Raw genomic sequence first — 25,681 nt, forward strand, 5'->3', positions numbered from 1 at the left:
CGTCGTGCGACAGTATAACCGAAATGCGCGCCTTCTTCCCTGCACGCCCGCCCGACGTATGTTTTTTCCGCCTCAGTGGTCGTCTGAAATAAAGGGTCGTCTGAATATGAATCTTCCGTCCGAATGCCAAGACATTGGCTGGCAACAAGGCTGGTGGCAGCCTGCGCGCCGCGCGTTTTCGCCAAACTTCGAGCCGCGTGCAGAATCAGAAGCCGTGTCGCTGGTGGTTTTACACAATATTTCGCTGCCGCCTTTCGAATATGGGACGGGCGCGGTGGAAAAGTTGTTTACCAACCGCATCGACCCCGACGAACATCCGTTTTTCAGCGTCATCCACACCTTGCGCGTTTCCAGCCACTTCTTGATTACCCGCGAGGGCGAGGCGGTGCAGTTTGTTTCTTGCGACGATATGGCGTACCACGCAGGCGTGTCGTCGTTTCGCGGACGTGAAAAGTGCAATGCGTTTTCGGTCGGTATCGAATTGGAAGGCTGCGATTTCGAGCCGTTTGCCGAAGTGCAATATCAAACGCTGGAAACCCTGGTGCAAGCGTTGGTCGGGCATTACCCCATCACCGCTGTTACCGGCCACCAAGACATCGCCCCCGACCGCAAAACCGATCCCGGCCACTTTTTCGACTGGCAAAGATTGCAGGCGGCGGGTTTTCCGGTTGTCCGTTAATCGCTCAAAAATGCCATATAGCATTTTTCAGACGACCCAGCCCGATTTTGGGCTATCATTCACGGCATTTGCTGTCAGAAAAGTTTATTTTCGTTATAATTGAACGTTCATACGGGACAATCCGTGTCCGACTCCGACGAACTTACTCGCGGCAATACGATTCCGCATACGCCCAAAGGCAAACCGCCCCGGGCAACGAAGACGGAATGCCGCTCTTACAAAAAGTGATTACCCATGATTTTCATCGTCTTAGGCTTGGCAGTCATCCTTGCCGTCATCGCCTACAATATGTACCAAGAAAACCAATACCGCAAACAGGTGCGCGAGCAGTTCGGCCACTCCGACAAAGACGCGCTCCTGAACAGTAAAACCAGCCATGTGCGCGACGGCAAAGAATCCGGCGGCAAAGGCCTGTTCGTCAAAAAAGCGAACAAAGCCCAAGAAGCCGCGCTGCGCAATCTGCAAGAACAAGACGAAATCTTCGCCGCCAAAGCCAAACTCGCCAAACCTTCCGCCATCAAAACCGATGTCGAGTTGGCGATTGAAGACGACTTTACCGACGAGCCGGTACAGCATACCGTCATCGGCCTGAACAACGAAATCACCACCCAAGCCGCCAGCGACGAGCCGGTCAACCTGCCGTCCGCCGCCAACCAGCCTTTGGTCAGCTTGGACGAATTGTCTCAAGTCGAATTGCCGTGGTTTGACCCGCGCTTCGACTACCTCGCCTACATCGCCCTCTCCGAAGCGCAAGAGCTGCACGCCCTGCCCCGCCTGTCCAACCGCCACCGTTTCCAAATCATCGGCTGCACCATGGACGACCGCTTCCAAGTTGCCGAACCGATTCCGAGCGTGTATTACCAAGGTTTCGTTGTCGGCCTGCAAGCAGTCAGCCGCAACGGTTTGGCAACCCAAGAAGAATTGCAACAGTTCAACCAACAGGTTGACACCTTCGCCCAACTGATGGGCGGCAAAGTCCTCCACACCGATTTGGCAGCGTTTACCGAAGTCGCGCAGGCATTGGACACCTTCTGCGCCCGTGTCGATCAAACCATCGCCATCCACTTGGTTTCACACAGCAACATCAGCGGCGTCGAACTGCGCGCTTCTGTTGAAAACCTCGGCTTCGTATTGGGCGAAGACGGCGCATTCCACTACACCGGACAAACCGGCAGCCCGATGTTTGCCATCCATAGCCTCACAGGCGATGCTTTTACCAACGCCCTTTTGGACAACCAGTCCTACAAAGGCTTCAGCATGCTGCTCGACATCCCGCATGCGCCCGCCGGCGAAAAAACCTTCGACCTCTTCATGGACTTGGCGGTACGCCTCTCCGGTCAGTTGGGCTTGGATTTGGTCAACGACAAAATGGAAGAAGTTTCTACCCAATGGCTCAAAGACATTCGCAATTACGTCTTGGCGCGTCAGGAAGAAATGCTCAAAGTCGGCATCAAACCCGGCAGCAAACAAGCCCTGCGCCTGTTCTCCTAAAATCGAATGTAATCAAAGCGGATATGTCGTTACGGCATATCCGCTTTTTTTCGGGTAAAATTCAGCTGTTTTCAACTTATCCTTTTTCAGACGACCTTTGCCCGTCCCATCATGTATAGTGGATTAAATTTAAATCAGGACAAGGCGACGAAGCCGCAGACAGTACAGATAGTACGGAACCGATTCACTTGGTGCTTCAGCACCTTAGAGAATCGTTCTCTTTGAGCTAAGGCGAGGCAACGCCGTACTGGTTTAAAGTTAATCCACTATATCAGACAAAGGTCGTCTGAAAACCTTCCTCCATGAATCCGACCGCACAACACATCCGCCACCTCACCGACCTCCTCAACCGCTACGCCTACGAATACTACACCCTCGACGCGCCCAGCGTACCCGATGCCGAATACGACAAATTATTCCGCGAACTCGAAGCGTTGGAACGAAACCATCCCGAGCTCAAACTGCCCGACAGCCCGACCCAGCGCGTCGGCGGCGAGCCTTTGGCGGGATTTGCCGAAGTGCGCCACGAAGTGCCGATGCTGTCTCTGACCAACGCCTTCTCCCCGCAAGATGAAAACGGCGTGTTCGACCATGCCGAAATGTACGCCTTCGACCAACGCGTGCGCGACGGCTTGGACGGCGGCAATCCCGAATACGTTATCGAACCCAAATTCGACGGCCTCGCCATCAGCCTGCTCTACCGCGACGGCGTATTGGTGCAGGCGGCGACGCGCGGCGACGGCACGACGGGCGAAGACGTTACCCAAAACGTCAAAACCGTCGCCAACATCCCCCTGCGGCTGCACGGCGATAATCCGCCCGAACTCATCGAAGTGCGCGGCGAAGTGCTGATGCTCAAAGCCGACTTTGCTGCCCTCAATAAAAGACAAGCCGAAAACGGGCAAAAACCCTTTGCCAATCCGCGCAACGCCGCCGCCGGCAGCCTGCGCCAACTCGATTCGCGCATCACCGCGCAACGCAAACTGCACTTTTTCCCCTACTCCATCGCCCGCCAGCAAGGCGGTTTTGTCGCGGAAGAACACATCCAAGAACTCGCCTATTTCCGAGAACTCGGCTTCAGCCTGCCTAACGGCAATTTCGGCTGTTTCAAAAATATCGACGAAGTATTGGCGTTTTACGAACAAATGCAGCAAAAACGCCCCTCCCTACCCTACGAAATCGACGGCATGGTGGTCAAAGTCAACAGCTTGGCGCAACAGCGCGAACTCGGCTTCATCTCCCGCGCGCCGCGCTGGGCGATTGCCCACAAATTCCCCGCCGAAGAAGCCCTGACCGTCGTTGAAGCCATAGACGTGCAAATCGGGCGCACCGGCGCCGTTACCCCCGTCGCCCGCCTGCAACCCGTATTCGTCGGCGGCGTCACCGTCACCAACGCCACCCTGCACAATCAAGACGAAGTATCGCGCAAAGACGTGCGCGTCGGCGACACCGTCGTCGTGCGCCGCGCCGGAGATGTGATTCCTGAAGTCGTGCGCGTGATTTTCGAACGCCGCCCGATGCAGGAAACTACCGTTGCCGTTTCAGACGACCTCAAACATCAGCAAGACGACCTGTTTGCCGAAACACCGTCCGCCAACCAAACCCAATCCGTTCCGCTCCATAAGCCCTACCACCTGCCGACCCACTGCCCCATCTGCCGCAGCGAAATCGAACGTGAAGAAGGCGAAGCCGTCGCCCGATGCAGCGGCGGCATGCTTTGTCAGGCACAACGCGCGCAAGGCTTAATCCACTTCGCCTCGCGCAAAGCCATGGACATCGACGGGCTCGGTCAAAAACAAATTGAGCAACTTGTCGCCCAAGACCTCGTCCGCCATTTTGCCGACCTCTACCACCTCGACATCCCGACCTTGCAAAAAATGAAGGAAACGGCGGATAAAGCGTCGTCTGAAAACGAAAACGGCAACACAGAAACGGTTTCAGACGACCTGTCTGAATCCAACACCCAAAACGGCAAAAAACAACCGACCAAGTGGGCGGAAAACATCCTTGCAGGCATAGAAGCCAGCAAAACGCCCGAACTCGCCCGCTTCCTGTTCGCGCTCGGCATCCGCCACGTCGGCGAACGCACCGCCAAAACGCTGGCGCAGGCATTCGGCTCGCTGGAACACGTCCGCCGCGCACCCGAACCCATTCTCGCCTGCCTGCCCGACATCGGCACCGTCGTCGCCCGCTCCATCGCCCACTTCTTCGCCCAAGATGCGCAGCAGGCGATGATAGACGAGCTGCTCGCCGCAGGCGTTGCCCCGCAAACCCAAGCCGTTACCATCCCGCCCGCCCGCCATGCCGAGCCGCAACGCTGGATTGCCCGCCTGCCCGGTTTCAAAATCAGCGAAAACAAAGCCCAAACATTATGGGAACTCGCCGGCAAAAGCATAGAAGGCCTGCAAACCGACAAAGCCCTGCCTGCCGACTGGCAAGCATGGCGCAGCGAAACACAAAACGCCGCACTGCTCGAAAACCTAAAAACCTTCTTCGCACAAACGTCGTCTGAAAACCAAGATCAAGCGTTTTCAGACGACCTAAACGAAGCCGTAGCAGGCAAAACCTTTGTGTTAACCGGCACGCTGCCCACCCTCAAACGCGACCAAGCCCAAGCCTTGATCGAAGCCGCCGGCGGCAAAGTTTCCGGCAGCGTGTCCAAAAAAACCGACTACGTCGTCGCCGGAGAAGCTGCCGGCAGCAAGCTAGAAAAAGCCAACGCCTTGGGTGTGGCGGTTTTGAGTGAGGAAGAGCTTTTGGCGATGCTGGATTAAGCATTTATTAAGGATAACCGAGCCAATTTTCCGACTGTCCAAATCGTTGATTCTGTTCTCAATCAATTTGGCAACTTATCGGGGAATGAACACTCTAAATCTGTTGAACGCCTTTTAAATACCTTACCTTTTTGCCGCCGACAATGTGGCAACCAAGTCAAACCTAGACAACCGAGGTCGTCTGAATTTTCGATTCGACAATCAAATAGAAGGAAACTGAATGAAACCGATCAAAAAAGCCGTCTTCCCCGTAGCCGGTATGGGTACACGCTTTCTGCCCGCTACTAAAGCCAGCCCGAAAGAAATGCTGCCCATCGTCGACAAACCGTTGATTCAATATGCGGTAGAAGAAGCAGTAGAAGCAGGCTGTACCGAAATGGTGTTCATCACCGGCCGCAACAAACGCAGCATCGAAGACCATTTCGACAAAGCCTACGAGCTGGAAACCGAGCTGGAAATGCGTCAAAAAGACAAACTGCTGGAACACGTCAAAGACATCCTGCCTTCCAACATTACCTGTCTTTACATCCGTCAGGCCGAAGCTTTAGGCTTGGGACACGCCGTATTGTGCGCCCGCGCCGCAGTGGGCGACGAACCCTTCGCCGTTATTCTTGCCGACGACTTGATTGACGCGCCCAAAGGCGCGCTGAAGCAAATGGTTGATATCTACAATCAAAGCGGCAACAGCGTTTTAGGCGTGGAAACCGTCGATCCGTCGCAAACCGGCTCGTACGGTATTGTTGAAGTGGAAAAACTGAAAAGCTTTCAAAGAATTACCAATATCGTCGAAAAACCGAAACCCGAAGAAGCGCCGTCCAACCTTGCTGTTGTCGGCCGCTACATCCTGACCCCGCGCATTTTCAGCCTTCTGGAAAACCTGCCGCGCGGTGCGGGCAACGAAATCCAACTGACCGACGGCATTGCCCGCCTGTTGGATCACGAGTTCGTCCTCGCCCATGCCTTCGATGGCAAACGCTACGACTGCGGCAGCAAACTGGGTTATCTCGAAGCCACCGTCGCCTACGGCTTGAAACATCCTGAAACCGGCGCGCAGTTCCGCGAACTGCTGAAACAATACATCCCCCAATAAAGCAAATGACAAAAGGTCGTCTGAAAATTTCAGACGACCTTTTTGTTTGTACGGACACACAGTTTTCTGTGTATAGTGGATTAACTTTAAATCAGTACGGCGTTGCCTCGCCTTAGCCCAAAGAGAACGATTCTCTAAGGTGCTGAAGCACCAAGTGAATCGGTTCCGTACTATCTGTACTGTCTGCGGCTTCGTCGCCTTGTCCTGATTTAAAGTTAATCCACTATAAAAACCAAAGTGCAATGCTTAAAGCTTAAAGCGGCCCCCGTAAATCTTCCTGCGTATTGCAGCTGAAAAAAACATGTTCCGAACCAAAATGCACCGATCTCGCCCGTTGCTGATGCAGCCAGCCGCTCAAGGTTTTCATCCCCGAATACAGATACGGGACGGTGCTTTGCAGGATTTGCGGACGGATATACATTACGTTGTAATGCGGCGTGACCGGTGTTTCCACATAAAACGCATTGCACAAAGGCGTGCGTTTGGAAACCGTTTCAAATTTCGCCACCAAATCAGGCGGCAGCGCAGGCATATTGCACGGCACCACCAGCAGCCAATCCGCCGCCGCAATCTGCAAATCATTGGCAGCCGTACACAAAGCCGCCAGCGGTCCCAAATGCTGCCATTGGCGCGAATCGGCAAAAATATGTGCACTACGGCGAGCATATTCCTCCAGATTCCGGTTGGCGCTGATGGCAATGTGTTCAACTTGCGGACGCAACGCTTCAATAACATGATCAATCAAAGGTTTGTCACGCCACAATACTAATCCTTTATCCGTCCCTCCCATTCGCTCTCCCTGCCCGCCGGCCAATATCAATGCGAAGGTTTTCATTTTGGTAGTCCTTTGTGAAGTCGCTGGTTTTGTGTGCCCATACTGTTAATCGGCTGATTCTTATGTTTTTAATTCATAGGTGTTATGTTCCTACCGATTCCCTGCGAAATCGGCACATCATCCCAGGTCGTCTGAAAAGACGGTTGCCCGCGATAAAATTCATATAAAGTGAATTTTATCATAACACGATTTTACATTAAAGCGCATATCACCTCATTCACACCAAATTCCCCTTCGGACAGGTTGTTTCCCCGCCTAAAGGATGATATGTTTATAACATTTGGCAACAAAACGCCCTTCCTTTATTCCATGAGCTTACGAACCCTATTTTCAGGCGGCCTGAGCCTGTCCTCACGATTAAAACTGCTGACTGTCTTATGGGTTGGTTCGGCTTTATTGTCCGTCATCCTGACCCTGATTTTATCACTGAGGCTGGAAAACGCAGCCACCGTCATTGATGATGCCGCAAGCTTGAGAATGCAGGTTTACCGTTTGGCTTACATGGCCAGCGAACGCACCCCGCAAGCGCAAATCGACAACCAATTGCGCGAATTTGAAGGAACACTCCTGCGCATCACCCAAAGCGATGCCATCTATCCCCTGATGCCTTCGGAAACACCGCCGGCCTATGGCCTGATCCAATCCATGCTCTTAATCGACTGGAAGTCAAACATCCAACCCGCGCTGAAACGTTACCGCAGACCGACGCAGATCGAACTCTACCGCTTTGCCGGCAATATCGAATTGTTCTTGCAGGCATTGGAAAACGCCAACGAAAAAAACACCTTATGGCTGCGCCGTTTCCAAATGGCGATGATGCTGATGATTTTTGTCGCCGCAGGTTTAATGATCGTATGGCACTACGCTTGGATTATCCGTCCGCTTGAAACCCTGCGCGACGGCGTGGAAACCATCAGCCAAGGCCGATTCGGCGTACAAATCGATACCGAACAGATTCAAGAGTTTGCGCAAGTCAGCAAAGGCTTCAATCAAATGAGCAGTCGTCTGAAAGTCCTCTATACCGATTTGGAAGGACAAGTCGCCAGACAAACCCAAGACCTCGCCCGTCAAAACCGTGACCTGACCCTGCTCTACCAAACCACGCGCGACCTGCACCAAACCCTAACCCCGCGCGAAGCGGCAGAAGAATTCCTAGCACGGACCCTGCCTGCCGTTTCCGCAAGCGCAGGCAGCATCCGCCTTTTAGACAACGACCGTAAAAACACAAATCTTATTGCCTCCATCGGACTGTCTGAAGCCGAAGACAGAGATTCAGATACCGAACAAACCCAGCCTGAAGAAGAAACACCCCTATTCAAACATACCGTCGTTTTTCCCATCACCTATCAAGAAGAAGAACTCGGCATCCTGACCCTATATTTTTCAGACGACCCCACACTTAACGACAACGACAACGAACTCCTGCGTACATTATGCGGTCAATTAGGTGTATCCATCGCCAGCAGCCGTCTCGAACAAGAGCGGCGCCTGCTTGCCGTACTCCAAGAGCGCAACCTGATTGCCCAAGGTTTGCACGACAGCATCGCCCAAGCATTGACCTTCCTCAATCTTCAAGTTCAAATGCTGGAAAGCGCGTTCCATGCCAACCAGAAAGAACAAGCCGAAGAAAACATCCGCTTCATCAAAGACGGCGTGCAAGAATGTTACGAAGACGTGCGCGAACTCCTGCTGAATTTCCGAACCAAAATCAGCAACAAAGACTTCCCGGAAGCCGTAACCACCCTGCTGTCCAGATTTAAACGCCAAACCAAAATCAATGTCGAAACAGTATGGCAGGACGACGGCCGCACATTAAACGATGACGAACAGCTGCAAATCATCTTCATCCTGCAAGAAAGCCTGTCCAACATCCGCAAACACGCCAAAGCCCAACACGTCAAAATCAGCATGCTCAACCAACAAAACTTTACCCTGAGCATCGAAGACGACGGTATCGGCTTTAACCTGCAACACCTGCACAAACTCTCCGGCGAACATGTCGGACTCGGCATCATGCAAGAACGCGCCCGCCGCATCAATGCCAACCTAGACATCCAATCCCAGCCCGAACAAGGCACAACCGTTACCTTAACCTTACCGCAACACAAGAGAACGACCCATGACTATTAAAATCATCCTCATTGACGACCACACACTCTTCCGCAGCGGCATCAAAGCCCTGCTCTCCCGTCAAAGCGACTTCGAAGTCATCGGAGAAGCCGCCGACGGTTTGTCCGGCGTCAAAATGGCGGAACAGCTCAAACCCGACGTCGTCTTACTCGACCTTGACATGCCCGTCATGAACGGTCGCGAAGCACTGGCACAAATCTTGGGCGTCAACCCGAACCAAACCGTCATTATGCTGACCGTTTCCGAAGACAGCGACGACCTGACCGAATGTATGCGCATCGGCGCACGCGGCTTTTTGCTGAAAAACATCAACGCCGACTTCCTACTCGACAGCATCCGCAAAGCCGTCGACGGCGACAACGTCTTCTCTCCCGAAATGACCACCCGCCTCGTCCAATCCCTGATTTCCCCATCCGCACCGCGCACCGACCAGGCACTCTCCACCCTCACCCCGCGCGAACTCGAAATCCTCGGCTACCTCGCCGCCGGACACAGCAACAAAGTCATCGCCCGCCATTTGGACTTGGCAGAATCCACCGTCAAAGTCCACGTCCAAAACCTGCTGCGCAAACTCAACCTCAGCAGCCGTGTCCAAGCCGCCGTTTACGCCGTCCAACACAAAGTCCCGCAGCCTGAAATCAATTAAACGGCTCAGGATATCGATGCCAAAGCGGTAAAAACAAAAAAGGTCGTCTGAAAACGGGCAGAACGAATTTCGCTCCAACGTTTTTCAGACGACCTTTTCCATCAAACAGGTGTAGAAATAAAGATACTGATTTATTCGGTTTTATAGTGGATTAACTTTAAACCAGTACGGCGTTGCCTCGCCTTGCCGTACTATCTGTACTGTCTGCGGCTTCGTCGCCTTGTCCTGATTTAAATTTAATCCACTATACTTCCCATCAGCTTGCTTGTCCTGCCAGCTCATCGGCTTAATGCTCCCTAAAACACGCCGACTCAGCAAAACAACCATATTCGATGCACCGATAAACCGTGTCTACCAAACCATTACCGACAATCAACATTGGCAATACCGCTCTTCTTTGGACAATTTACAAATTATCAGCCAAGAAAAGACGAAAAAATAACCGCTCGAAAGCGGTTAGATTTTATAGTGTGACGGAGGGACACAAACTAAAGGCATAATTCATTGTTTTATATTATAAAAATAATAAAGCAATTCAAATATACCCACAAAAAACACCACATTTTGCAAAGGTCAAAAAATAATTTAGCAGTTTAGGCCGGTCATTATAACTTTTTTTGGGCGTGTTGTTATTTGAGTGATTAGGCCGGCGGCTTCTCTCTCAAATTTAAACTGCTATATATATATAAAAAACACTGGTTACCCTGGTTACCTGGTTACCAGCCCCTAAAAACCTTTATAAATCAACGATAATGCGGTAACCAGTTATGCTCTTGTCATTGGTTACCAGTGCCGGTTAAGTGGTTACCCGCCGCGTTTTGCTTTCTTTTCATGGACTTGCAAAAATCTAGGGACTGCATTATTACGCGCGCGCGCGTATTGGTGTCGAAATTATTTATTCCACTGCCTGCCTTTTGGGTAGATATGGCGTAAATAGGCTAAAATTGCGCTGTAAGCGTGTTTCATTGATTGGGTAGCAACTGTATTTTGCCCGACGGGGTGAAAAATACAGTTGCTACACCTTGGTTTTAAAGTTTGTGCCACCCTCAGGTGGGGTGTGTGGCGCAGCCACGAACGCGGTTAGCGGGGATGCAGGCTACGGCTTACTTTTTTTGTTGTGTGCTTTAAGCCATTTTTGCATTTGTTCAATTTCCGCTTGTTGTGCGTTAATAATATCCTCAGCAAGCTTACGCATCTCAGGATTCTTTCCGTATTTTAATTCAACTTCCGCCATTTTTACTGCGCCAATATGGTGTGGCAACATACCTGCTGCAAAAGCAACATCAGGGTCTTTATATTGCGCAGCTGCCATCATGTCTTGATTCATTTGATTCATACCTTGCATTAATTCTTGTTGCATTGCAGAATCTGTCGACATTGACATATTCATGTGCGCTTGATGCGGTTGTTCATTAGCTTGGGCATAATTTGAAATTGCAACAGCGCTAAGTGTGATAAAAGTCATAAGTTTTTTCATGTTTTTCGCCTATGTGATAACTGAAGGAGCACAAATCATAAACTTTGACCTAAGGTTAAAGTCAATATTTATTTCGATACACAAGGGTTGGTATAAGGAAAGGGTCAAACAGTCCTAATTTTTGAAATTTAGGGGCTTCCTGTTGATTTTATGCTTTCTTGGTTGGTCTGCCTGAATGTTTGGACGTAAAAAAGCCCGCCATTGTCGGTAATAGCGGGCTTGCTCTTGGTTATTCGTCAAAGTCGGGAGGGGCTTCTCCCATCAAAACATAGAATCGTGCTGACGCGCCGTTGTATTTGCGCTGGTGTTGCCATCTGCCGTTGTTTGGTTTTTTCAGCCATTGCTCGGCGTGTAACACTTCGCAAACTTTCAGCTTGTCGAAGTTTTGGCAGATTTCTTCTTCAAATACAACAGGAATCAACCAATACTCAGTTATATGCCCTTCTTGTTTCCGATAGCCTGCGTGATTTTGGTTCACGGTTTGGCTGTTCCAATCTGAAAAGCGCATGGACAGGGCGTAAACGTCCATAAATGCGGCTGCCTGCTCGATGATTCGGCGGTCTTCGTGTTTCCCCGCCCCGTTGGTTTCCAGCCATTCGTCAAAGCATTGTTTCACGCCTGCCATGCCTACGCCTGCGGCTAAGCCTGTAACGGGGGCGGCAAGCTCCAATGCGGCGGCGGCAAGGGCAAAGCGTTTTGCCACTCTTCGCGCCTGCCCTGACAATTCGGGGACGGTCTCCATAAATGCGGTCATGCGCTCGTTTGCCTGCCGTTTGGCTTGCTCTAGGTCGTCTGAAAGCCGTCGGATGAACGCTCTGCCCGCCGCTCCGTGATATTGCTCGGCGGATTGGGCGATATGTTCGCTCAATAATGCGCCGCTCTCGAAGCCGTGCAAGGTGTCGTAAATACCGTATCGGGCGGCGGCTCTGATACTGGGCAGACGGGCGGCTTGCCCTGCGTTCCAATCGCCTTTGTGGTGTTTCAGGATGGAATCGGGGGTCTTTTCGCCTGTCGAGAACATCATCACTTTCCAGCGGCTCAAGGCGCGGTTGCCGCCCTGTTTTGCGCCCTGTACTTTGTTGATGCCGTTCATGACGCTGTAAACGGTGTCGCCGATGACGTGGGGGCTTGCCTGCCCGATTTCGTCTAATACCAGCAAGCCGTCATTGCGGGCGGCGGCGGTATTGGAAAAGCCTATTTTCGTGCCGCTCCAAGACAACAGGCTGCCCGATGGTCTGCCCCATACGCTCAAGGCTGCTTTTGCGGCGGTAGTCTTGCCGTCGGATGAATCGCCCGTTAGGTGGAAGCCGCCTGATTCTTCGCTCAACAGGGACAGCAAGGGGGCGGCAAATGACGCGCCCAATGCCAGGCAAAGGCGGCTGTTCCCCGCTGCGTATCGGGCGATATTTTGCTGCCAGTCGGTTAATTCTCCGTTTGGTCGGTATGCCGCCGCTTGGCTGGTGTCGCCGTTGTAGATGACGGCGGGCGTTTTGCCGTCTGCCGTGATGGTTTCGCCGCTGGGTATGATGTAGGTGTCGCCGTGCCAGCCCGCGCGGTCGGTAATGGTAAAGGCGGTACGGCCGCCCTGTGTCTGCAAATAATCTGCCAGTCTTTCCCTTTTTGCCCGCCCGCTCATGACGGTCAAGCCGTAACTCTGCAATCGCTGCCAGCCCTGAACCGTGCCGATTTCCGCTTGTGGGATGGCGGCGGTCTTGGTTTGGCGTGTGATTTTGTCCTGCCAGCGGATAACGCGGTAATACGCGCCGTCGTTGTCCTGCCCTGTGCCGATGATATCGATAGGGTCGGAAAGCAATAGCGGCTCTGTTTCGATGGCTTCGCCGTCTTTGCCTATTCTGACGTTTATCCACCATACGCCCCGATGGTCGGTATCGAAGCGGGGGCGCGGGCGGTATGGTTCGATGTTGTCGATGTTGTAGTCTTCAATGGCTTTAGCGTCTATAATTACGTTTGTTTTCATGGCGTAACATCTCCGTTTTGTTGGATAGGGTCGTCTGATTGGGCTTCAGACGACCTTTTTTCTTTCAGTTCGTCCAATGCGTCATAGCCTGCCGTATCGCTCTGCCATATGCGCGCCTTGATGCCCTGCTTGATGGCTCGGACTGCCAAATCATGCGCGGCTTTGAAACCTACGGGGCGCGGCGTGTCGTTATCGGCAATAATCACGATTTCCTTTAGGTCGTCTGAAAGTCGGTATTTCGCCATGCTGTTTGCGCTCAAGGCGGCAGATAAGCCCCAATCGCGGGCTTGGAACAGTTCGCGGGCGGCAAGGGCGGTTTCTATCCCCTCTGCGATAACAAGTCGTCCGTTTGCAGGGATGGGGAACAAGTGAACCGCCAGCCCTGAAATGCTGCCCTGTTTGCGGCTCTGCATCTTCTTGGCGGGCAAGGCTTCGCCCGTTTCGGGGTGTTTGATTGCCAGCTTTCGATAATGCGGGGCGTGTAGCCCGTTCTCTCCGTATGGCGTGTCATAGGTCGTCTGAAAATAGGTCATGTGCAAGCCTTGAAGCTCGCCGCCCGTATCGCGTATGGCGCAAACCATACAGGGGAAACGACCGATGAAAAGCGGCTTGTCCTCCCCTGTCGTCCAATAATCCGCCTCTCTCAAATAACGGATGTTTTCAGGTAATTGCGCCATGCCCAAACCGCGCGATTTCAGATACTGCACGGCGGTGGAATCGGCGGTTATCGGCTCTGCTCCGTTCCACAATGCGGCAAGTTTGCCGATTTGGTCTTTTTCTGGGCGTGGCTGCGTCTGTGGGCGTGTAGGCGGTATCGGCAAGGGGTTTGCCCCGCCCATGTTCAACACGCCTGCTACGGCGCGCAATGCTTCGTCAAAATCGCAATGCAGATAGTGCATGACCAAGCCGAAACCGTCGCCCGCGCCGTTGTTGTAATGGCTGCAAATGAATGTGCCGTTGCCGTCCTTGTCGTCGTATCTGAAACGGTCTTTACCCCCACACGCGGGGCAAGGCTGGTGTTTGTTTTTCAGGCATCGCGGGTCTATACCGATGGCGGCGTGAATTTCCTGCCAGCGGTATTGCGCGGCGGCTTTGATGTCTTGATAGGTCGGTTTCATTGTTCTGCCTCCCCTGTTACAGGTTCTAAAACCACCCCTGCCATCGGGTCGGTCTCCCATATGGTCGGCGTTGTCTGCATTGCCTGCTCCGTTTCTGCATGGGCAGGCTGGTTACAGGCTCGGATTGCCAAAGCCATCAACAACACCCCAAACACCAGCAAAGCGCGGTTGGAATAGCGGCGGAAACGGTCGTTTTTGTCAGTCGGTTTCATGGTTTCATGTCCTCCATGCCCCAGCGCACTAAAATTATCAAGCATTGAAAAATCAGATACTTATGAAAACACTAGGGCGAAGTTTGCCCTATGCCGTCCAAAACGGGCGGCATAAAGGCGGGTGTTTTTCAGGGATTTAGTGGATTTGTTCGGCTGTCGTTACGCTGAAAGCAGCCCATGCCTTGAGGTCGTCTGAAAGCGAAGCAATAAACGACTGACAGGCGGCAACGGCGGCGGCGTGTGATGGATAGATGCCCAAACGGCGGGCGGTGCATGAATGAACGTCAATATCGGCTAAATACGCGGTCGGTTCGTGGACGACGGCGCAAAAGCCTTGTTTTACTTGACGTTGAATGTCTTGGATTTGGATAGAATTTGAAGATTGCATTTGAAATGCTCCTAATCGTAAAGTGAGATTTGAGAATGCCCAAATAGGGGGCGGTGCTCTCTCCTGCGATTAGTCAGGCGTGGGCGTTACCGTTACCACACACCGCCATAACTCGTGATAGGTCGTCTGAAATGTTAACGTTTGATAACATTGCAAACGCCCGTGAAAGAATTTTGGCGATAAAAAATCAGCGTTTACCCTGCTGATTTGGGCTAATCGTATTTGAGAGAGAACCTAGATTCTGATTCTCAAGGCTCGATTTGTCAAATGATTTTTGCATCAGACGGCTAAATTTTTTTATCCACGATAATCATGGTTATCACATACCCGATGCGCTCTATATCTTCTCCAGTGGTTCCGATAATGTCTTCAAGCGTGATTTCTCTGTATGGCTTATTGAAAAAATCTCTCCTGATTTGCTGTATTTCTTCCTGACTTAGCAGGCATTTGCGCTCTTCCTGTTTTACTTGGCTGATTTCCGCTTCTGCCTTGATTTCCGCCTTATCCACCAGCAAGCCCAGCATTTTTGCCTTGCCCATCGTTGCCGATACCGCCGCGCTGCTTTGCGGGGTAGGGGCTGCCAGTGCCGCCGCCCGTGCCTGTTCCAATTCGTGCAACAGGTCGCCCACCGTTACCGCGTGTCGTTGCCGCGCTTCTTCCTTTAAGCCGTCCACCATCGCGGAAATATCGGGGTTTTGAAGCAGCTTATAGGCTTCATTCGTTACCGTTTCGGGCTTCATGTTGTCGGTGTTGTAGATTTGCCGATAGGCTTCGCTCGCATTGCCCGTTTCCACATACAGACGGGCAAACTGTTCTTGTTTAGGGGTCATGTCCTTAATCCTTTCAGAACGCCGCCCGATAGCCGTTTTTCAGCCTTTGGGCGGCTGTTTGAGTGTTGCTATTTCAAATTGTCCAAAGCCGCTTCTTTTTCTTTCTCCATATCCTCCAAGATGTCGAAAATAGCGTTTTCTTCTCCGCTTGTGCCGTCCATCATGTTGAAGAAGCCGGGCAAACGTAGATCAATGATTCGATTTGGCAAACCTTGCCCATAGGACGGGCAATCAACCCGCAAACCGTTTTCTTGTAGCTTCTCTCTCATCTCAACGGCGGCTTTACCGATTCCCACCAATTTCGCGGCGGCATTGGCATAGGCGCGCGCGGCTTCCAAATATTCGGGCAAGTGGGTTTCTTCTATGCCGATGATAAACATCTCATAACGGGAAACGGACAATAAATTGCGAAGCTCTGAAATGCGGTTCAGATGTTGGAGGCGTTCATCAAAAAGGCTTTCCAACAGTTCTTTTTGCGCTTCCAGCATATCGGCGGCGCGGTCTGCTTCTTCACGTTTGGCGGCAATCTCTGAATCAAGCCCTTTGGCTTCTTCGCTGTTTGTGGGTTTGCCCATTTTCAACAAATTTGCAAATATGCCTTTGCGCCTGTTTCGCAGCCCTGCAAATTCATTGATTACCGCCTGTGCTTCTGTAACACCGGCTTCCGCCGCTTCAATTTGGGCGGTCAGTTCGCTGCATTTGTCTTCTGCTTCTTTCAGTAACTTTTGACGGGTCTCAAAAGTTGTCTTTGTATATTCGATGTTCATAGTTAAAGCTCCTGATCTAATTGATTAATACGAACCGACCGCGTTTCACGGTTTTGCCAAACTGGTTTGTTACTTCTTCCATCACGGTAACGATGTCATGCCCCGCCCTGCGAAGCTCCACGATGCGCGTGTTGTAGCCCAATATGCCCATTTGGGTAAGTTCCCATGATGTAACGCTGCCCTGTTTCAATCGGGACAAAACGCGCTCTTTTTGGCTTGGCGTTTTTGCCTTGCCGTTGGTAGAATAGCTGCTCATGCTTAATAATCCTTTCCGCCGTCTGAATGTCCGTTCAGGCGGCATTTGTTTGCGCCTGATAAATCAATTTGCCTGCTCTTCGCGTTTGGCTGCCAGTTTGCCGATATAGTCGTCAATCTCGCTTGCAAGCCAGCCTGTCGCATTGGCGGAAATTTTGAAAGGACGGGGAAAATCAGGGCGGTAATGGCGGCTCTTAGGATTTACCCAATTCCAAATAGTCGCCCGTGAAACACCTAATGCGCGGGCTGTATCGTCTGCTCGCAATACTGTGTTATTCATATGCTTTTGCCTTTCTCTAGTCGGATTAGATGACAGGCAAAAATATAGCCGCCCATGTGGGCGGCTTCTAGGAAGTAGCTTGCTCATTTCCTGTAATAGCCTGATGACTTCCTGTAGTCAGCTAGCTTACTTCCTATTTTCAAAGTTGGTTATCCATTGAAGTATGGTTTTTTCTGTTGGTTCTTTAGGGGCGGAGATAGTCTGCGAAGCAATTAAATCTCTTATCAATTTGTACAATGTCGTTTTGCCGCCCTTTTGTTTCAGAATATCTTGTTTTTCTTCTAGTAGCTCATTCACTGCTGTTATTGTGCCGGCTTTCTCGTAAGGGCTTTGCTTAGTGCGTCCTCCTTTTCGGGCAGCTTCTATAAGAGATTCATCCGGATTAGCTTCAAGTTCTATTACTCCCAAAGAAGCGGTTATAAAGTTTGCAAGTCCTTGAAATTTATATAATCTATCTTCAAAGCTAAGACTATCAAATTCTGTTACATAATCAAAAATGGCTTTTGCTGTAAAGAAATTCAGCATATTTACGGCTGTTTCCCAGTCTGCATCATCAAGTATAAAGGATTCAAAAGGGTTTAGTTCCTCCAGATAATTATATGGCTGGTTATATTCCTCCTCATATCTTTTAATAGCCTCCAAACATTTTTGTTCAGTTCGTTCAATTTCTTTTATGCCCTTTATTATCCAGCCGGTAAATTCAGGGTGTTTTAAATGCTTGAAGTCATGGAAAGCCCTTATTAAAACTCTTTCAGCGTTAAACCAATATACACCCAATGCTTCATAGAACATTTTTGAGTTTTTTATTTGATAAATAGCGTTGTATTTTTCATAGTCAAGACAGGATTTATCATCGCTATCTGTACTAAAAAACATATGGTTAATAGGATATTCATCTTCCATGTCAGTTATCTGCTCAATAGGTTTGTCATCTGTAAAGTCAGTCATTTGCTTATATCTCCTCTGTTGTAGCCTCAAAAGGGTTTAAAAGTTTCACGCCTCTATGCTCACATACTGGCCGCTGTTGCGTGTTGCTCCGTGCCGGTATCATCTCCTACGTCCAGGCGATCAAACGAAAGCAAAACATCTAATGCACTGTATTTCATAGGGTTAATTTCTTTCTGTATAAAATGGTAACCAGTGGTAACCAGTTGGTAACCAGTAAATTTACGTTAACTGGTTACCGCTTTTTCTTTGTATTTATATTTATATTCATATAGTTATATTTGTTAAATTTTGTGGTAACCAGTGTAACCAGTATATTTACTCACGCGCATAGGGAATTTTTAATCCGTCTTGTCTTTTTGAATCATCTGTAATGCCTGGTTGTATCGCTCCCGTAAATAGTCGCTATACCATTGCATAAACTCGATCCGCTGGGGCATATAATCGGCTTGGTAGGCGTATGAATCCTTTATCTTGTTTTCTTCAACGTGGGCAAGCTGTGTTTCAATCGCGCCGCCGTTGAAGTTGTTTTCATAAAGCAAACTACTTGCTACTGCTCTGAAGCCATGCGGCGTGGCCTTGCCTTTATAGCCTAGTTTCTCGTTAATGATTTTTCCTAGTGTGTTCTCGCTGATATGGCGGTTTACGTTGGTTCTACTTGGAAACATAAACCGGCTATGCCCTGTCAGCGTGTGTAACTCTTGAAGTAGCTCTATTGCCCAATCAGAAAGAGGTACACATAAAGCGGGCTTTGGCTTCATCTTTTCATGCTTCATTCTTTCGGCGGGAATAATCCAACGCTTGTTTTTAAAGTCCACTTCTTCCCACTGGCCGCCGCGTAATTCGTTATTTCTCACAAACACCAGCATAACCAGCATGATGGCAATTTTGTTTTGCCGCTCTATATTGTTTGCCAGTATCAGGCGGCGGTAAAACTCCGGCAATTCTTCACGGGGTAGGGCGGGTTTGTGTTTGGTGGGTAAGTTGGGAATGTGATTTTTCAATAGGCGGGCGGGGTTGTTTTCTGATATTTCCAGCATGGCGGAATAGTCAAAAACCGCCCCGATCCAGCCCCTGATTTTGTCAGCGGTATCAGTAACGCCCCTTGCCATAATGTCATCAAGCAAGTTTTTGATGTGGGTTACCTTGATTTCATTAACGGGGATTTCTCCAATGACTGGGAAAACGTCATTTTTCAAATAACGCATGATCCGCTCGGCGTGATGTTCTTTCCAGCGGGGCAAATTGTCCTCGTACCATTGCTTGGCCAAATGCTCAAAAGTATTTAATAAGGCGGCTTGTCGGGCTGCTTTGGCTTCTTGCTTGGCTTTGTTGGGGTCTTGCCCTTGTGCAATCATGCGGCGGGCGTTTTCGGCGGCTTGGCGGGCTTCTACCAGTGAAACGGTCGGATATTTCCCGATAGTGAAGTCTTTCTCTTTGCCATCTATGCGGTATCTCATACGGAATATTTTTCCGCCCGCTGGTGTAACTTCAAGATACAGGCTATTTCCGTCAAATAACTTGATTTTCTTTCCAGTGTCAGACGGCTTGGCGGCTTTGATTTGGCGGTCGTTTAGTGGCATTTGTGGGTATGCTTTACAGTGGTTTTGGCTGATCCCCTGAATCATACCCACATTTTGTGCTTTACTCAATTAAATGGCATTGGGGGTATTTAGACACTTGGCAAGGGGTATATTGGCCTGAAAGCCTTGCCAGTATTGAATCTTGATTACTGTGTTAGATTTGATTAGACGAAAAAAAAGCCCCTAAAAGGGGTTGGGTGGTGCGGACGGAGAGACTCGAACTCTCACACCTCTCGGCGCCAGAACCTAAATCTGGTGCGTCTACCAATTTCGCCACGTCCGCGCGATGAAACTGTGGATTATACACAAAGTATCCTGCTCTGCAAACAACCTTTGGCTTGAAATTGCTTTATTCCGACCGATATAATGGCAGATCGGTTATCTGCCGGAACACACTAATATCAAAGAGGAACATCATGCCTGTTTTACTGATTCAGGATTTTTTACAGACACAGGGTTTGAAGCTGTCTTCAGACGACCTCCGTATTGCTTATCTGACCGCAAAGACGGTGATGGATATGGGCAATGCTTCGATTGACCGCTCGGTTTTGTGGCGTGAGGAAGACGGTTGGAAGCTGGCAGACCATATTGAAGAAACGCCTGAAAACGAAGCTTTGCTCAAACAGGTTTTCATGGCTTTGGATTCGGTATTCAGCCGTGCAACAGCCGTCAAAAGCGCGGCGGTTTACATCCACCTTCTGGGCGAACCGCATGCAAGGCTGGTTCGTATCTCGGCGCAAGGTGAGCCTTTGGAGAACCTGTTGGCGGTGCATGAAGAAAACGGTACGGTTTACCTTGCCTGCCGTACGGCGCAAAGCGGTTGGATGAATATTGCCAACGATATAGCTTATTGGCTTTCGCTGGACGAAATCCAAGGCAGCCGGAACGAGGGCAGCGGAAGCCAGTTGTCCATCCCTGTGGCAACGCAAAACGGCACGGTTTTAGGCGTGGTTCACGTTGAATTTGCCGATAAAGATCAAGCCGATGACGCAGCCCAAACAGATTGGTCGGCGCTGGCGTTGGCACTTGCCGAGCCGCTGAAAGCATTGGCAGGCATCGAGGACAAGGAAGAAGAGCATGAATAATACCTTGAAATTCGTCGCCTCTTGCCGCCTGCCGACCGAATGGGGCGACTTCACTATGCACGGTTTTGAAGAACTGAGTGGGCAAGAACACATCGCTTTGACGATGGGCGATTTTTCAGACGACCTCCCTGTCCTGACCCGCATCCATTCTGAATGTTTGACCGGAGATGCCCTGTTCTCCAAAAAATGCGACTGCGGCCCGCAGCTTGAGGCGGCGATGAAGGCGGTTCAACAAGAAGGGCGCGGTGTCATCGTTTATTTGCGTCAAGAAGGGCGCGGCATCGGCTTAATCAACAAAATCCGTGCCTATAAACTTCAAGACGAGGGGATGGATACGGTCGAAGCCAACCTCGCACTCGGACTGCCCGTTGACGCACGCGACTTTACGCTTGCCAAGCAAATCTACGACCATCTGAATATCCGCGCCGTCAAACTGTTGACCAACAATCCTGAAAAAATTCAGACGTTGAAAAATGCAGGCATCAATGTTGTCGAACGTATTCCGCTCCATGTCGGCGAGAATGCGGAAAACGAACGATATCTGCACACCAAAGCCGATAAATTGGGGCATATGATTTTTGATTGAGATAATACTAAACTTATTTATTATTTATATTCAAATAAATATATTTATCTTGAAACAAACGGCTTGCCCTGATAGAGGTTTTTTGGTTTAATCCCGAGTTCTCGGGTGATTAGCTCAGTTGGTAGAGCGTCTGCCTTACAAGCAGAATGTCGGCGGTTCGACTCCGTCATCACCCACCAAGTTTCCTTCATTGTTGTAAAACAATGATGCGCGGTGGTAGCTCAGTTGGTTAGAGTACCGGCCTGTCACGCCGGGGGTCGCGGGTTCGAGCCCCGTCCGCCGCGCCAAATTTTAAAAAGCACCGATTTGTCGGTGCTTTTGTTTTTTAGTTGCTGCATTTTAAATATTGGGTACTCAATCTAAAAAAGGTCGTCTGGAAACCGAATACAGTTTTCAGACGACCTTAATCTCAAAAAGCTTTATTTATGACCATATTCAGCAATATATTGTGCAATTGCAGCTTCAGGGTTAGCAGCGTTAATAAGTTGAGGTAATTCTACATAACCGTGTTTAACCAGATTTTTTTCACGCAAAGTATTACCGAACATGCCAAACGCAAGAAAAACACTGAAACCAAGAAGACTATTGATTGCCCTCAACAAATCATTCTGACCAGCTAATAAACTTAACACAACAAACGTGACAAGAATTCTAATTCCCAAACCCCACATTTGTTTCACACAAGCCCACATAGCCCAAAAGAAAAATGCAGGCCAAGACCAGCCTTGTTTGACCGCCTCGTACTGGTTCATAGGATCTTTAAAAATCTTGTAAAGTCTCATTAAACACCTTGCCTTTATGCCTTAAAACGTTAGCGTCATGATTCTATCAGAATACATTAACAAGTTGAGTCATTACAAGATAAAAGGTCGTCTGAAAACCAAATGCAGTTTCAGACGACCTTTCATTTACTTACACAATCCCAACCTTATCACTCAGCCCAGTTTTTCTTCTTACTGGTTTTGCCTATACCCGGATTGAAGCTGTTGGTCGGGTCGAGTTTGCGGTAGAACTGCTTGAGCGCAGGTTTGGCCTCGTATAAATGGCCGACGTTGTGTTCGGCGGGATACTGCGCGCCGCGTTGGTCTAAGAGATGAAGCATTTCGTGTTCCAATGCCATGCAGTCGTTGCCTTTTTTGATGATGTAATCCTGATGGAAAACGTGGCACATGAAATGTCCGTAGTAGAGTTTGTGGATGATTTTATTGTCGATTTCCGACGGCAGTTTTTCAAACCAGTCGCGGTCGTCGCGGCGCAGGGCGATGTCCAGCGCAACCAAGTCTTCCACTTCGTCGTCATGCACGGCGCGGTAGCGGATGGCGGCAGACGCGACGGCAAAACGGTGCAACATGGCGGCTTGGGTTTCTTCGGCGTTGCATTCGAAAAACGCGCCGCCGTGGTGTGCAAAATACTCTTTCAAAAACGCGCGCGCTTCATCGACGCCTTTTCCGCCCATTTTCAGAATCAGATGGTGTTCGTATTTGTCGCGGTAATCGCGCATGGATTTGGGCAGGTGGTCAGGCAAGTATTTGCTGACGAACTGCATGACCTTGTCGGAAAAATGTTTGGGCAGAAAGCTGACTTTTTTGCCGAAGCGGTCAACTTTGGCTTTAAAATCAAATAATTTCGGCAGTTGGTGCGTACCGAATTTTTTGATGACGTAGAACGTGTCTTTGCCGTACACGTCGGCAATATCAAAAGCATGACGGTGGATGTATTCGCCGGAAACAGGCAGGCTTTCAAATTTGCCCAAGGCGGCGCGGCGGATGTCGGTCAATTCGTTAATATCGTTAGTGCCGATGTAGAACACCGCGGTTTGCTTCTCTTGCGGGAAGGTGTCCAAGCGGACGGCGAAAACCATCAGCTTGCCTGCGCAGCCCGACGCCTCGTAATGGCGCGCTGGGTCGGCGTTAAAACGCGCGGCGGTCGGCTCGTCCACTTGGCGCACATGGTCGCAATAGGCGTGGTCGTGTCCTTTGCCTGCATCTTGCGTGATGTCTTTTCTTTGATAGTGATGGCCTTGAAGATTAGTCAGGATTTCTTCGGGCGTGTCGCCTAAATCTATGCCCAAATGGTTGACCAGCTCCAATTTGCCCTCTTCGTTGATTTGGGCGAACAGCGCCATTTCCGTGTAGGCCGGGCCGCGCTGCACCAATGCGCCGCCGGAGTTGTTGCACACGCCGCCCAAGACGGACGCGCCGATGCAGGATGAACCGATGACCGAATGCGGTTCGCGCCCCAAAGGTTTCAGCAGCAATTCGAGTTGATTCAGGGTTGAACCGGGCAGGCAGACGACTTGTTCGTTGTTGTTGATGGTTTGGATGATGTTCATCCGCATGGTGTTCACAATCACGATGTCGCGGTCGTAATCATTGCCGTCGGGGGTTGAGCCGCCTGTCAAACCGGTATTCGCCGCCTGCGTAATCACAATCACGTCCGCTTCGACGCATGCCTGCAAAATTTTCCACATTTCCAGAATGGTTCCGGGGCGCACCACCGCCAACGCCCTGCCCTCGCCGAAACGGTAGCCTTGGCGGTATTGTTCGGTTTTCGCGGGGTCGGTGATGATGTATTTTTCGCCGACGGTTTGAGTCAGGCTGCTGATTAATTGCGAGGCGTTCATGATGCGCTCCTTAGGGCTGGTTTTATTGGATTAAAATAGTGATTGTAGTAACGCGACACGGCAAAGTAAAGGTCGTCTGAATACGGTCCGACAAGGAATACTGCAAACCATCCACATCATCCGTCCACACGCCCTACCCCTGAATTGGCCATTTTCCCCGCTATACACAATTTTTTTGCCGAACGGTGTGAACAGCCTGTGAATAAGTTCTATTACCTTTTGATAATCAAACAAAAAAATACAATGCTTAAAAAATAGGCAGTTTGTCGGTTTAGTCACATACCGTGTTTGCCTTTGTGTGTGCAGTCTGTGGAAAAGTCAGCTAACTTATTCTATTCTCAACCAAAATATTCAATGATTAAAAATTAGGCAATACGGCGTATAATCCGATTGATCAAACACACCCACTCAAAAATCCCGATTTTCAAAAAAAGGAAAAGGAATGCACACCCTTTCGGAACAAGTCCGCTTAAATGAGGCGCGCAAAAAGTTGGCAAAAAGCAGGCGTTGGGCGACGGGCTTGCTGCTTGCGGCGTGCGTGCTGTTTGCAGCCTCCGCCGTTTATGTGCGCCAATATCCTTGGTTGGGATTTGTCAAAGCGTTTGCCGAAGCGGCGATGGTGGGTGCGCTGGCGGACTGGTTTGCCGTAACCGCGCTTTTCAGACGACCTCTCGGGCTGCCGATTCCCCATACCGCGATTTTGCCGCGTAATCAGGCGCGTATCGGCGATGAATTGGGGCGGTTTATCGAACATAATTTTTTGCAAGGCAAACCCATTGCCATGCGTATTTATCAAGCGCAGCCCAGCGATAAATTATTGAAATGGCTAGACGGCGAAGACGTGAAATCGCACTGGCTGCCGTGGCTTTCCAAGCAGATTCCGACCCTGCTCGCCATCGCCAAACCGGAACAGACGGCGCGTTTCACGGCGATGCTGCTGGAAGAACGTTACAGCGGCGGACAAATCGGCAACGCACTTGCCGACGGTTTGCGGCTGCTGAAAGCGCAAGGGATGCACGAAAAAGCGTTTGAAAGCCTGCTCCGTCAGATTCGGCGTTGGCTGAAAACGCCGGAAACCCGCGAAATGCTGGAGCAGAACCTGCGCGAATGGGCGGCAAAAATCGAAGGTGGCAATCCCGGAACTTGGGACAGGCTTAAAGCAGCGGTGAAATCAACCTTGGTGGAGAAAGTCGATGATTGGGCGGCAGAAAAAGCGTTGGCATGGATAGACGGCTATTTGGCAACAGCGGACAAGCAGGACAACGCGCTGCGCCGACAATTCTTGGTGCAATACGACGAACTGACCGAACGCCTGAGCACATCGCGCCTGTGGCACCGCCGTCTGGACAAATTCAAAAAACAGCTCGCGCAATCGCCCGCACTGCAACGTCAAATCATGACCTTATGGCGCGGCATTTTGGACTGGGCGCGGGAAGATGTGGAAAAACAAGACTCTTTGTGCCAAGCGCAACTGGAAAAGCTGCTGCATCATATGCGTTCGCAAGCTCAGGCATACCCGCAATTTATGCGGCGGGCGGATGTGCGGATTTCGCTTTTGGTTCGGGATTTTGTGATGCGTTATAAAGATAAGGCCGCTTTGTTCGTCGCGGACAAAGTCAAAGGCTGGGACAGCCGCCTGATGGTGGAAAAACTGGAATTGAGCGTGGGCAAGGATTTGCAATATATCCGTATCAACGGCACGCTCGTCGGCGGACTGGTCGGACTGGTGATTTATACGGTATCGCTGTGGCTGGCGGGATAGTATAGTGGATTAACTTTAAACCAGTACGGCGTTGCCTCGCCTTAGCTCAAAGAGAACGATTCTCTAAGGTGCTGAAGCACCAAGTGAATCGGTTCCGTACTATCTGTACTGTCTGCGGCTTCGTCGCCTTGTCCTGATTTAAAGTTA

23 protein-coding genes and 3 tRNA genes are annotated in these 25,681 nt (G+C 50.4%); 11 read left to right on the top strand and 15 right to left on the bottom strand.

Going from position 1 to position 25,681, the window contains the following annotated elements:
- Window positions 1-106 precede the first annotated feature (106 nt).
- From ampD to galU, 4 genes are all read left to right on the top strand, one after another.
- Window positions 107-679: a 1,6-anhydro-N-acetylmuramyl-L-alanine amidase AmpD gene (gene ampD / locus HMPREF1051_RS02375; RefSeq protein WP_036491378.1), complete on the top strand. Its 573-nt coding sequence runs from the start codon at window positions 107-109 to the stop codon at window positions 677-679.
- Between the two features lie 234 nt (window positions 680-913).
- The gene (locus HMPREF1051_RS02380; protein ID WP_003763891.1) at window positions 914-2,170 is read left to right on the top strand and encodes a cell division protein ZipA C-terminal FtsZ-binding domain-containing protein; all 1,257 of its coding nucleotides are present in this window, start codon (window positions 914-916) and stop codon (window positions 2,168-2,170) included.
- A 302-nt stretch (window positions 2,171-2,472) separates the two neighbouring features.
- Window positions 2,473-4,944: an NAD-dependent DNA ligase LigA gene (ligA, locus tag HMPREF1051_RS02385; protein ID WP_003763940.1), complete on the top strand. Its 2,472-nt coding sequence runs from the start codon at window positions 2,473-2,475 to the stop codon at window positions 4,942-4,944.
- Window positions 4,945-5,164: 220 nt separating this feature from the next.
- The gene (galU, locus tag HMPREF1051_RS02390) at window positions 5,165-6,034 is read left to right on the top strand and encodes a UTP--glucose-1-phosphate uridylyltransferase GalU (protein ID WP_003763898.1); all 870 of its coding nucleotides are present in this window, start codon (window positions 5,165-5,167) and stop codon (window positions 6,032-6,034) included.
- A gap of 253 nt (window positions 6,035-6,287) precedes the next feature.
- Here the strand turns inward: galU and HMPREF1051_RS02395 are convergent, their stop codons facing one another.
- Window positions 6,288-6,869 (bottom strand): molybdenum cofactor guanylyltransferase, encoded by a 582-nt coding sequence (locus tag HMPREF1051_RS02395; protein WP_003778310.1) that lies wholly within the window; start codon window positions 6,867-6,869, stop codon window positions 6,288-6,290.
- Between the two features lie 309 nt (window positions 6,870-7,178).
- Between HMPREF1051_RS02395 and HMPREF1051_RS02400 the strand changes: the two genes are divergently transcribed.
- Window positions 7,179-8,999, top strand: coding sequence for a histidine kinase (locus tag HMPREF1051_RS02400; RefSeq protein ID WP_036491395.1), 1,821 nt, complete (start codon window positions 7,179-7,181; stop codon window positions 8,997-8,999).
- The gene (locus tag HMPREF1051_RS02405) at window positions 8,989-9,645 is read left to right on the top strand and encodes a response regulator (protein ID WP_003760231.1); all 657 of its coding nucleotides are present in this window, start codon (window positions 8,989-8,991) and stop codon (window positions 9,643-9,645) included. The genes HMPREF1051_RS02400 and HMPREF1051_RS02405 overlap by 11 nt, the downstream gene beginning before the upstream one ends.
- A 1,096-nt stretch (window positions 9,646-10,741) precedes the next feature.
- On the opposite strand, the gene HMPREF1051_RS02415 is transcribed toward HMPREF1051_RS02405, so the two are convergent.
- The 12 genes from HMPREF1051_RS02415 to HMPREF1051_RS02470 all read right to left on the bottom strand — a co-directional run bounded on the left by HMPREF1051_RS02415 (window position 10,742) and on the right by HMPREF1051_RS02470 (window position 19,761).
- A complete protein-coding gene (locus HMPREF1051_RS02415) occupies window positions 10,742-11,122 on the bottom strand; it encodes a DUF305 domain-containing protein (protein ID WP_036491385.1) in 381 nt (126 codons plus the stop codon).
- 229 nt (window positions 11,123-11,351) lie between these two features.
- A complete protein-coding gene (locus HMPREF1051_RS02420) occupies window positions 11,352-13,100 on the bottom strand; it encodes a DUF927 domain-containing protein (protein WP_003763915.1) in 1,749 nt (582 codons plus the stop codon).
- On the bottom strand, window positions 13,097-14,218 hold the full coding sequence (locus tag HMPREF1051_RS02425; RefSeq protein WP_003763886.1) for a DUF7146 domain-containing protein: 1,122 nt from the start codon (window positions 14,216-14,218) through the stop codon (window positions 13,097-13,099). The genes HMPREF1051_RS02420 and HMPREF1051_RS02425 overlap by 4 nt, the downstream gene beginning before the upstream one ends.
- Window positions 14,215-14,430 (bottom strand): hypothetical protein, encoded by a 216-nt coding sequence (locus HMPREF1051_RS02430; RefSeq protein ID WP_003763885.1) that lies wholly within the window; start codon window positions 14,428-14,430, stop codon window positions 14,215-14,217. Before HMPREF1051_RS02430 ends, HMPREF1051_RS02425 begins: the two co-directional genes overlap by 4 nt.
- Before the next feature lie 136 nt (window positions 14,431-14,566).
- Window positions 14,567-14,818 carry a hypothetical protein gene (locus tag HMPREF1051_RS02435; protein ID WP_003763957.1) on the bottom strand — a complete coding sequence of 84 codons (252 nt, stop codon included), beginning with the start codon at window positions 14,816-14,818 and terminating at the stop codon, window positions 14,567-14,569.
- Between the two features lie 287 nt (window positions 14,819-15,105).
- Window positions 15,106-15,648, bottom strand: a complete 543-nt coding sequence (locus tag HMPREF1051_RS02440; RefSeq protein WP_003763949.1) for a terminase small subunit — start codon at window positions 15,646-15,648, stop codon at window positions 15,106-15,108.
- Window positions 15,649-15,716: 68 nt separating this feature from the next.
- Window positions 15,717-16,415 carry a hypothetical protein gene (locus HMPREF1051_RS02445; RefSeq protein ID WP_003763907.1) on the bottom strand — a complete coding sequence of 233 codons (699 nt, stop codon included), beginning with the start codon at window positions 16,413-16,415 and terminating at the stop codon, window positions 15,717-15,719.
- Between the two features lie 16 nt (window positions 16,416-16,431).
- Window positions 16,432-16,671, bottom strand: coding sequence for a helix-turn-helix domain-containing protein (locus HMPREF1051_RS02450; RefSeq protein ID WP_003763931.1), 240 nt, complete (start codon window positions 16,669-16,671; stop codon window positions 16,432-16,434).
- Between the two features lie 63 nt (window positions 16,672-16,734).
- Window positions 16,735-16,950 carry a helix-turn-helix transcriptional regulator gene (locus HMPREF1051_RS02455; RefSeq protein WP_003763941.1) on the bottom strand — a complete coding sequence of 72 codons (216 nt, stop codon included), beginning with the start codon at window positions 16,948-16,950 and terminating at the stop codon, window positions 16,735-16,737.
- A gap of 126 nt (window positions 16,951-17,076) precedes the next feature.
- The gene (locus HMPREF1051_RS02460; RefSeq protein ID WP_003763917.1) at window positions 17,077-17,898 is read right to left on the bottom strand and encodes a hypothetical protein; all 822 of its coding nucleotides are present in this window, start codon (window positions 17,896-17,898) and stop codon (window positions 17,077-17,079) included.
- A gap of 338 nt (window positions 17,899-18,236) precedes the next feature.
- Entirely contained in the window at window positions 18,237-19,478 is a 1,242-nt protein-coding gene (locus HMPREF1051_RS02465) for a tyrosine-type recombinase/integrase (RefSeq protein WP_003763905.1), read from the bottom strand.
- Window positions 19,479-19,676: 198 nt separating this feature from the next.
- A tRNA-Leu gene (locus HMPREF1051_RS02470) sits at window positions 19,677-19,761 on the bottom strand.
- Between the two features lie 133 nt (window positions 19,762-19,894).
- Between HMPREF1051_RS02470 and HMPREF1051_RS02475 the strand changes: the two genes are divergently transcribed.
- The 4 genes from HMPREF1051_RS02475 (at window position 19,895) to HMPREF1051_RS02490 (ending at window position 21,436) form a co-directional block, all read left to right on the top strand.
- Window positions 19,895-20,563: a hypothetical protein gene (locus HMPREF1051_RS02475; protein WP_003763945.1), complete on the top strand. Its 669-nt coding sequence runs from the start codon at window positions 19,895-19,897 to the stop codon at window positions 20,561-20,563.
- The gene (ribA, locus tag HMPREF1051_RS02480; protein WP_003763943.1) at window positions 20,556-21,149 is read left to right on the top strand and encodes a GTP cyclohydrolase II; all 594 of its coding nucleotides are present in this window, start codon (window positions 20,556-20,558) and stop codon (window positions 21,147-21,149) included. Before HMPREF1051_RS02475 ends, ribA begins: the two co-directional genes overlap by 8 nt.
- Before the next feature lie 103 nt (window positions 21,150-21,252).
- Window positions 21,253-21,328 (top strand) — tRNA-Val (locus HMPREF1051_RS02485).
- Between the two features lie 31 nt (window positions 21,329-21,359).
- Window positions 21,360-21,436 (top strand) — tRNA-Asp (locus tag HMPREF1051_RS02490).
- Between the two features lie 132 nt (window positions 21,437-21,568).
- On the opposite strand, the gene HMPREF1051_RS02495 is transcribed toward HMPREF1051_RS02490, so the two are convergent.
- Together HMPREF1051_RS02495 and dld are read right to left on the bottom strand one after the other, a co-directional pair.
- Window positions 21,569-21,931: a DUF2628 domain-containing protein gene (locus HMPREF1051_RS02495; protein WP_036491390.1), complete on the bottom strand. Its 363-nt coding sequence runs from the start codon at window positions 21,929-21,931 to the stop codon at window positions 21,569-21,571.
- 149 nt (window positions 21,932-22,080) lie between these two features.
- A complete protein-coding gene (gene dld, locus HMPREF1051_RS02500; protein WP_003763912.1) occupies window positions 22,081-23,772 on the bottom strand; it encodes a D-lactate dehydrogenase in 1,692 nt (563 codons plus the stop codon).
- Window positions 23,773-24,214: 442 nt separating this feature from the next.
- Between dld and HMPREF1051_RS02505 the strand changes: the two genes are divergently transcribed.
- Entirely contained in the window at window positions 24,215-25,534 is a 1,320-nt protein-coding gene (locus HMPREF1051_RS02505) for a DUF445 domain-containing protein (RefSeq protein ID WP_003763962.1), read from the top strand.
- The last annotated feature ends 147 nt before the right edge of the window (window positions 25,535-25,681 follow it).

The sequence above is a fragment of the Neisseria sicca VK64 genome, assembly GCF_000260655.1.
Taxonomy (GTDB): Bacteria; Pseudomonadota; Gammaproteobacteria; order Burkholderiales; family Neisseriaceae; genus Neisseria; species Neisseria sicca_B.

What these genes read in the sequence shown, in the direction of transcription:
- ampD (WP_036491378.1), top strand. Translation starts at nt 107, where the DNA reads ATGAATCTTCCGTCCGAATGCCAAGACATTGGCTGGCAACAAGGCTGG.
- HMPREF1051_RS02380 (WP_003763891.1), top strand. Translation starts at nt 914, where the DNA reads ATGATTTTCATCGTCTTAGGCTTGGCAGTCATCCTTGCCGTCATCGCC.
- ligA (WP_003763940.1), top strand. Translation starts at nt 2,473, where the DNA reads ATGAATCCGACCGCACAACACATCCGCCACCTCACCGACCTCCTCAAC.
- galU (WP_003763898.1), top strand. Translation starts at nt 5,165, where the DNA reads ATGAAACCGATCAAAAAAGCCGTCTTCCCCGTAGCCGGTATGGGTACA.
- HMPREF1051_RS02395 (WP_003778310.1), bottom strand. Translation starts at nt 6,869, where the DNA reads ATGAAAACCTTCGCATTGATATTGGCCGGCGGGCAGGGAGAGCGAATG.
- HMPREF1051_RS02400 (WP_036491395.1), top strand. Translation starts at nt 7,179, where the DNA reads ATGAGCTTACGAACCCTATTTTCAGGCGGCCTGAGCCTGTCCTCACGA.
- HMPREF1051_RS02405 (WP_003760231.1), top strand. Translation starts at nt 8,989, where the DNA reads ATGACTATTAAAATCATCCTCATTGACGACCACACACTCTTCCGCAGC.
- HMPREF1051_RS02415 (WP_036491385.1), bottom strand. Translation starts at nt 11,122, where the DNA reads ATGAAAAAACTTATGACTTTTATCACACTTAGCGCTGTTGCAATTTCA.
- HMPREF1051_RS02420 (WP_003763915.1), bottom strand. Translation starts at nt 13,100, where the DNA reads ATGAAAACAAACGTAATTATAGACGCTAAAGCCATTGAAGACTACAAC.
- HMPREF1051_RS02425 (WP_003763886.1), bottom strand. Translation starts at nt 14,218, where the DNA reads ATGAAACCGACCTATCAAGACATCAAAGCCGCCGCGCAATACCGCTGG.
- HMPREF1051_RS02430 (WP_003763885.1), bottom strand. Translation starts at nt 14,430, where the DNA reads ATGAAACCGACTGACAAAAACGACCGTTTCCGCCGCTATTCCAACCGC.
- HMPREF1051_RS02435 (WP_003763957.1), bottom strand. Translation starts at nt 14,818, where the DNA reads ATGCAATCTTCAAATTCTATCCAAATCCAAGACATTCAACGTCAAGTA.
- HMPREF1051_RS02440 (WP_003763949.1), bottom strand. Translation starts at nt 15,648, where the DNA reads ATGACCCCTAAACAAGAACAGTTTGCCCGTCTGTATGTGGAAACGGGC.
- HMPREF1051_RS02445 (WP_003763907.1), bottom strand. Translation starts at nt 16,415, where the DNA reads ATGAACATCGAATATACAAAGACAACTTTTGAGACCCGTCAAAAGTTA.
- HMPREF1051_RS02450 (WP_003763931.1), bottom strand. Translation starts at nt 16,671, where the DNA reads ATGAGCAGCTATTCTACCAACGGCAAGGCAAAAACGCCAAGCCAAAAA.
- HMPREF1051_RS02455 (WP_003763941.1), bottom strand. Translation starts at nt 16,950, where the DNA reads ATGAATAACACAGTATTGCGAGCAGACGATACAGCCCGCGCATTAGGT.
- HMPREF1051_RS02460 (WP_003763917.1), bottom strand. Translation starts at nt 17,898, where the DNA reads ATGACTGACTTTACAGATGACAAACCTATTGAGCAGATAACTGACATG.
- HMPREF1051_RS02465 (WP_003763905.1), bottom strand. Translation starts at nt 19,478, where the DNA reads ATGCCACTAAACGACCGCCAAATCAAAGCCGCCAAGCCGTCTGACACT.
- HMPREF1051_RS02475 (WP_003763945.1), top strand. Translation starts at nt 19,895, where the DNA reads ATGCCTGTTTTACTGATTCAGGATTTTTTACAGACACAGGGTTTGAAG.
- ribA (WP_003763943.1), top strand. Translation starts at nt 20,556, where the DNA reads ATGAATAATACCTTGAAATTCGTCGCCTCTTGCCGCCTGCCGACCGAA.
- HMPREF1051_RS02495 (WP_036491390.1), bottom strand. Translation starts at nt 21,931, where the DNA reads ATGAGACTTTACAAGATTTTTAAAGATCCTATGAACCAGTACGAGGCG.
- dld (WP_003763912.1), bottom strand. Translation starts at nt 23,772, where the DNA reads ATGAACGCCTCGCAATTAATCAGCAGCCTGACTCAAACCGTCGGCGAA.
- HMPREF1051_RS02505 (WP_003763962.1), top strand. Translation starts at nt 24,215, where the DNA reads ATGCACACCCTTTCGGAACAAGTCCGCTTAAATGAGGCGCGCAAAAAG.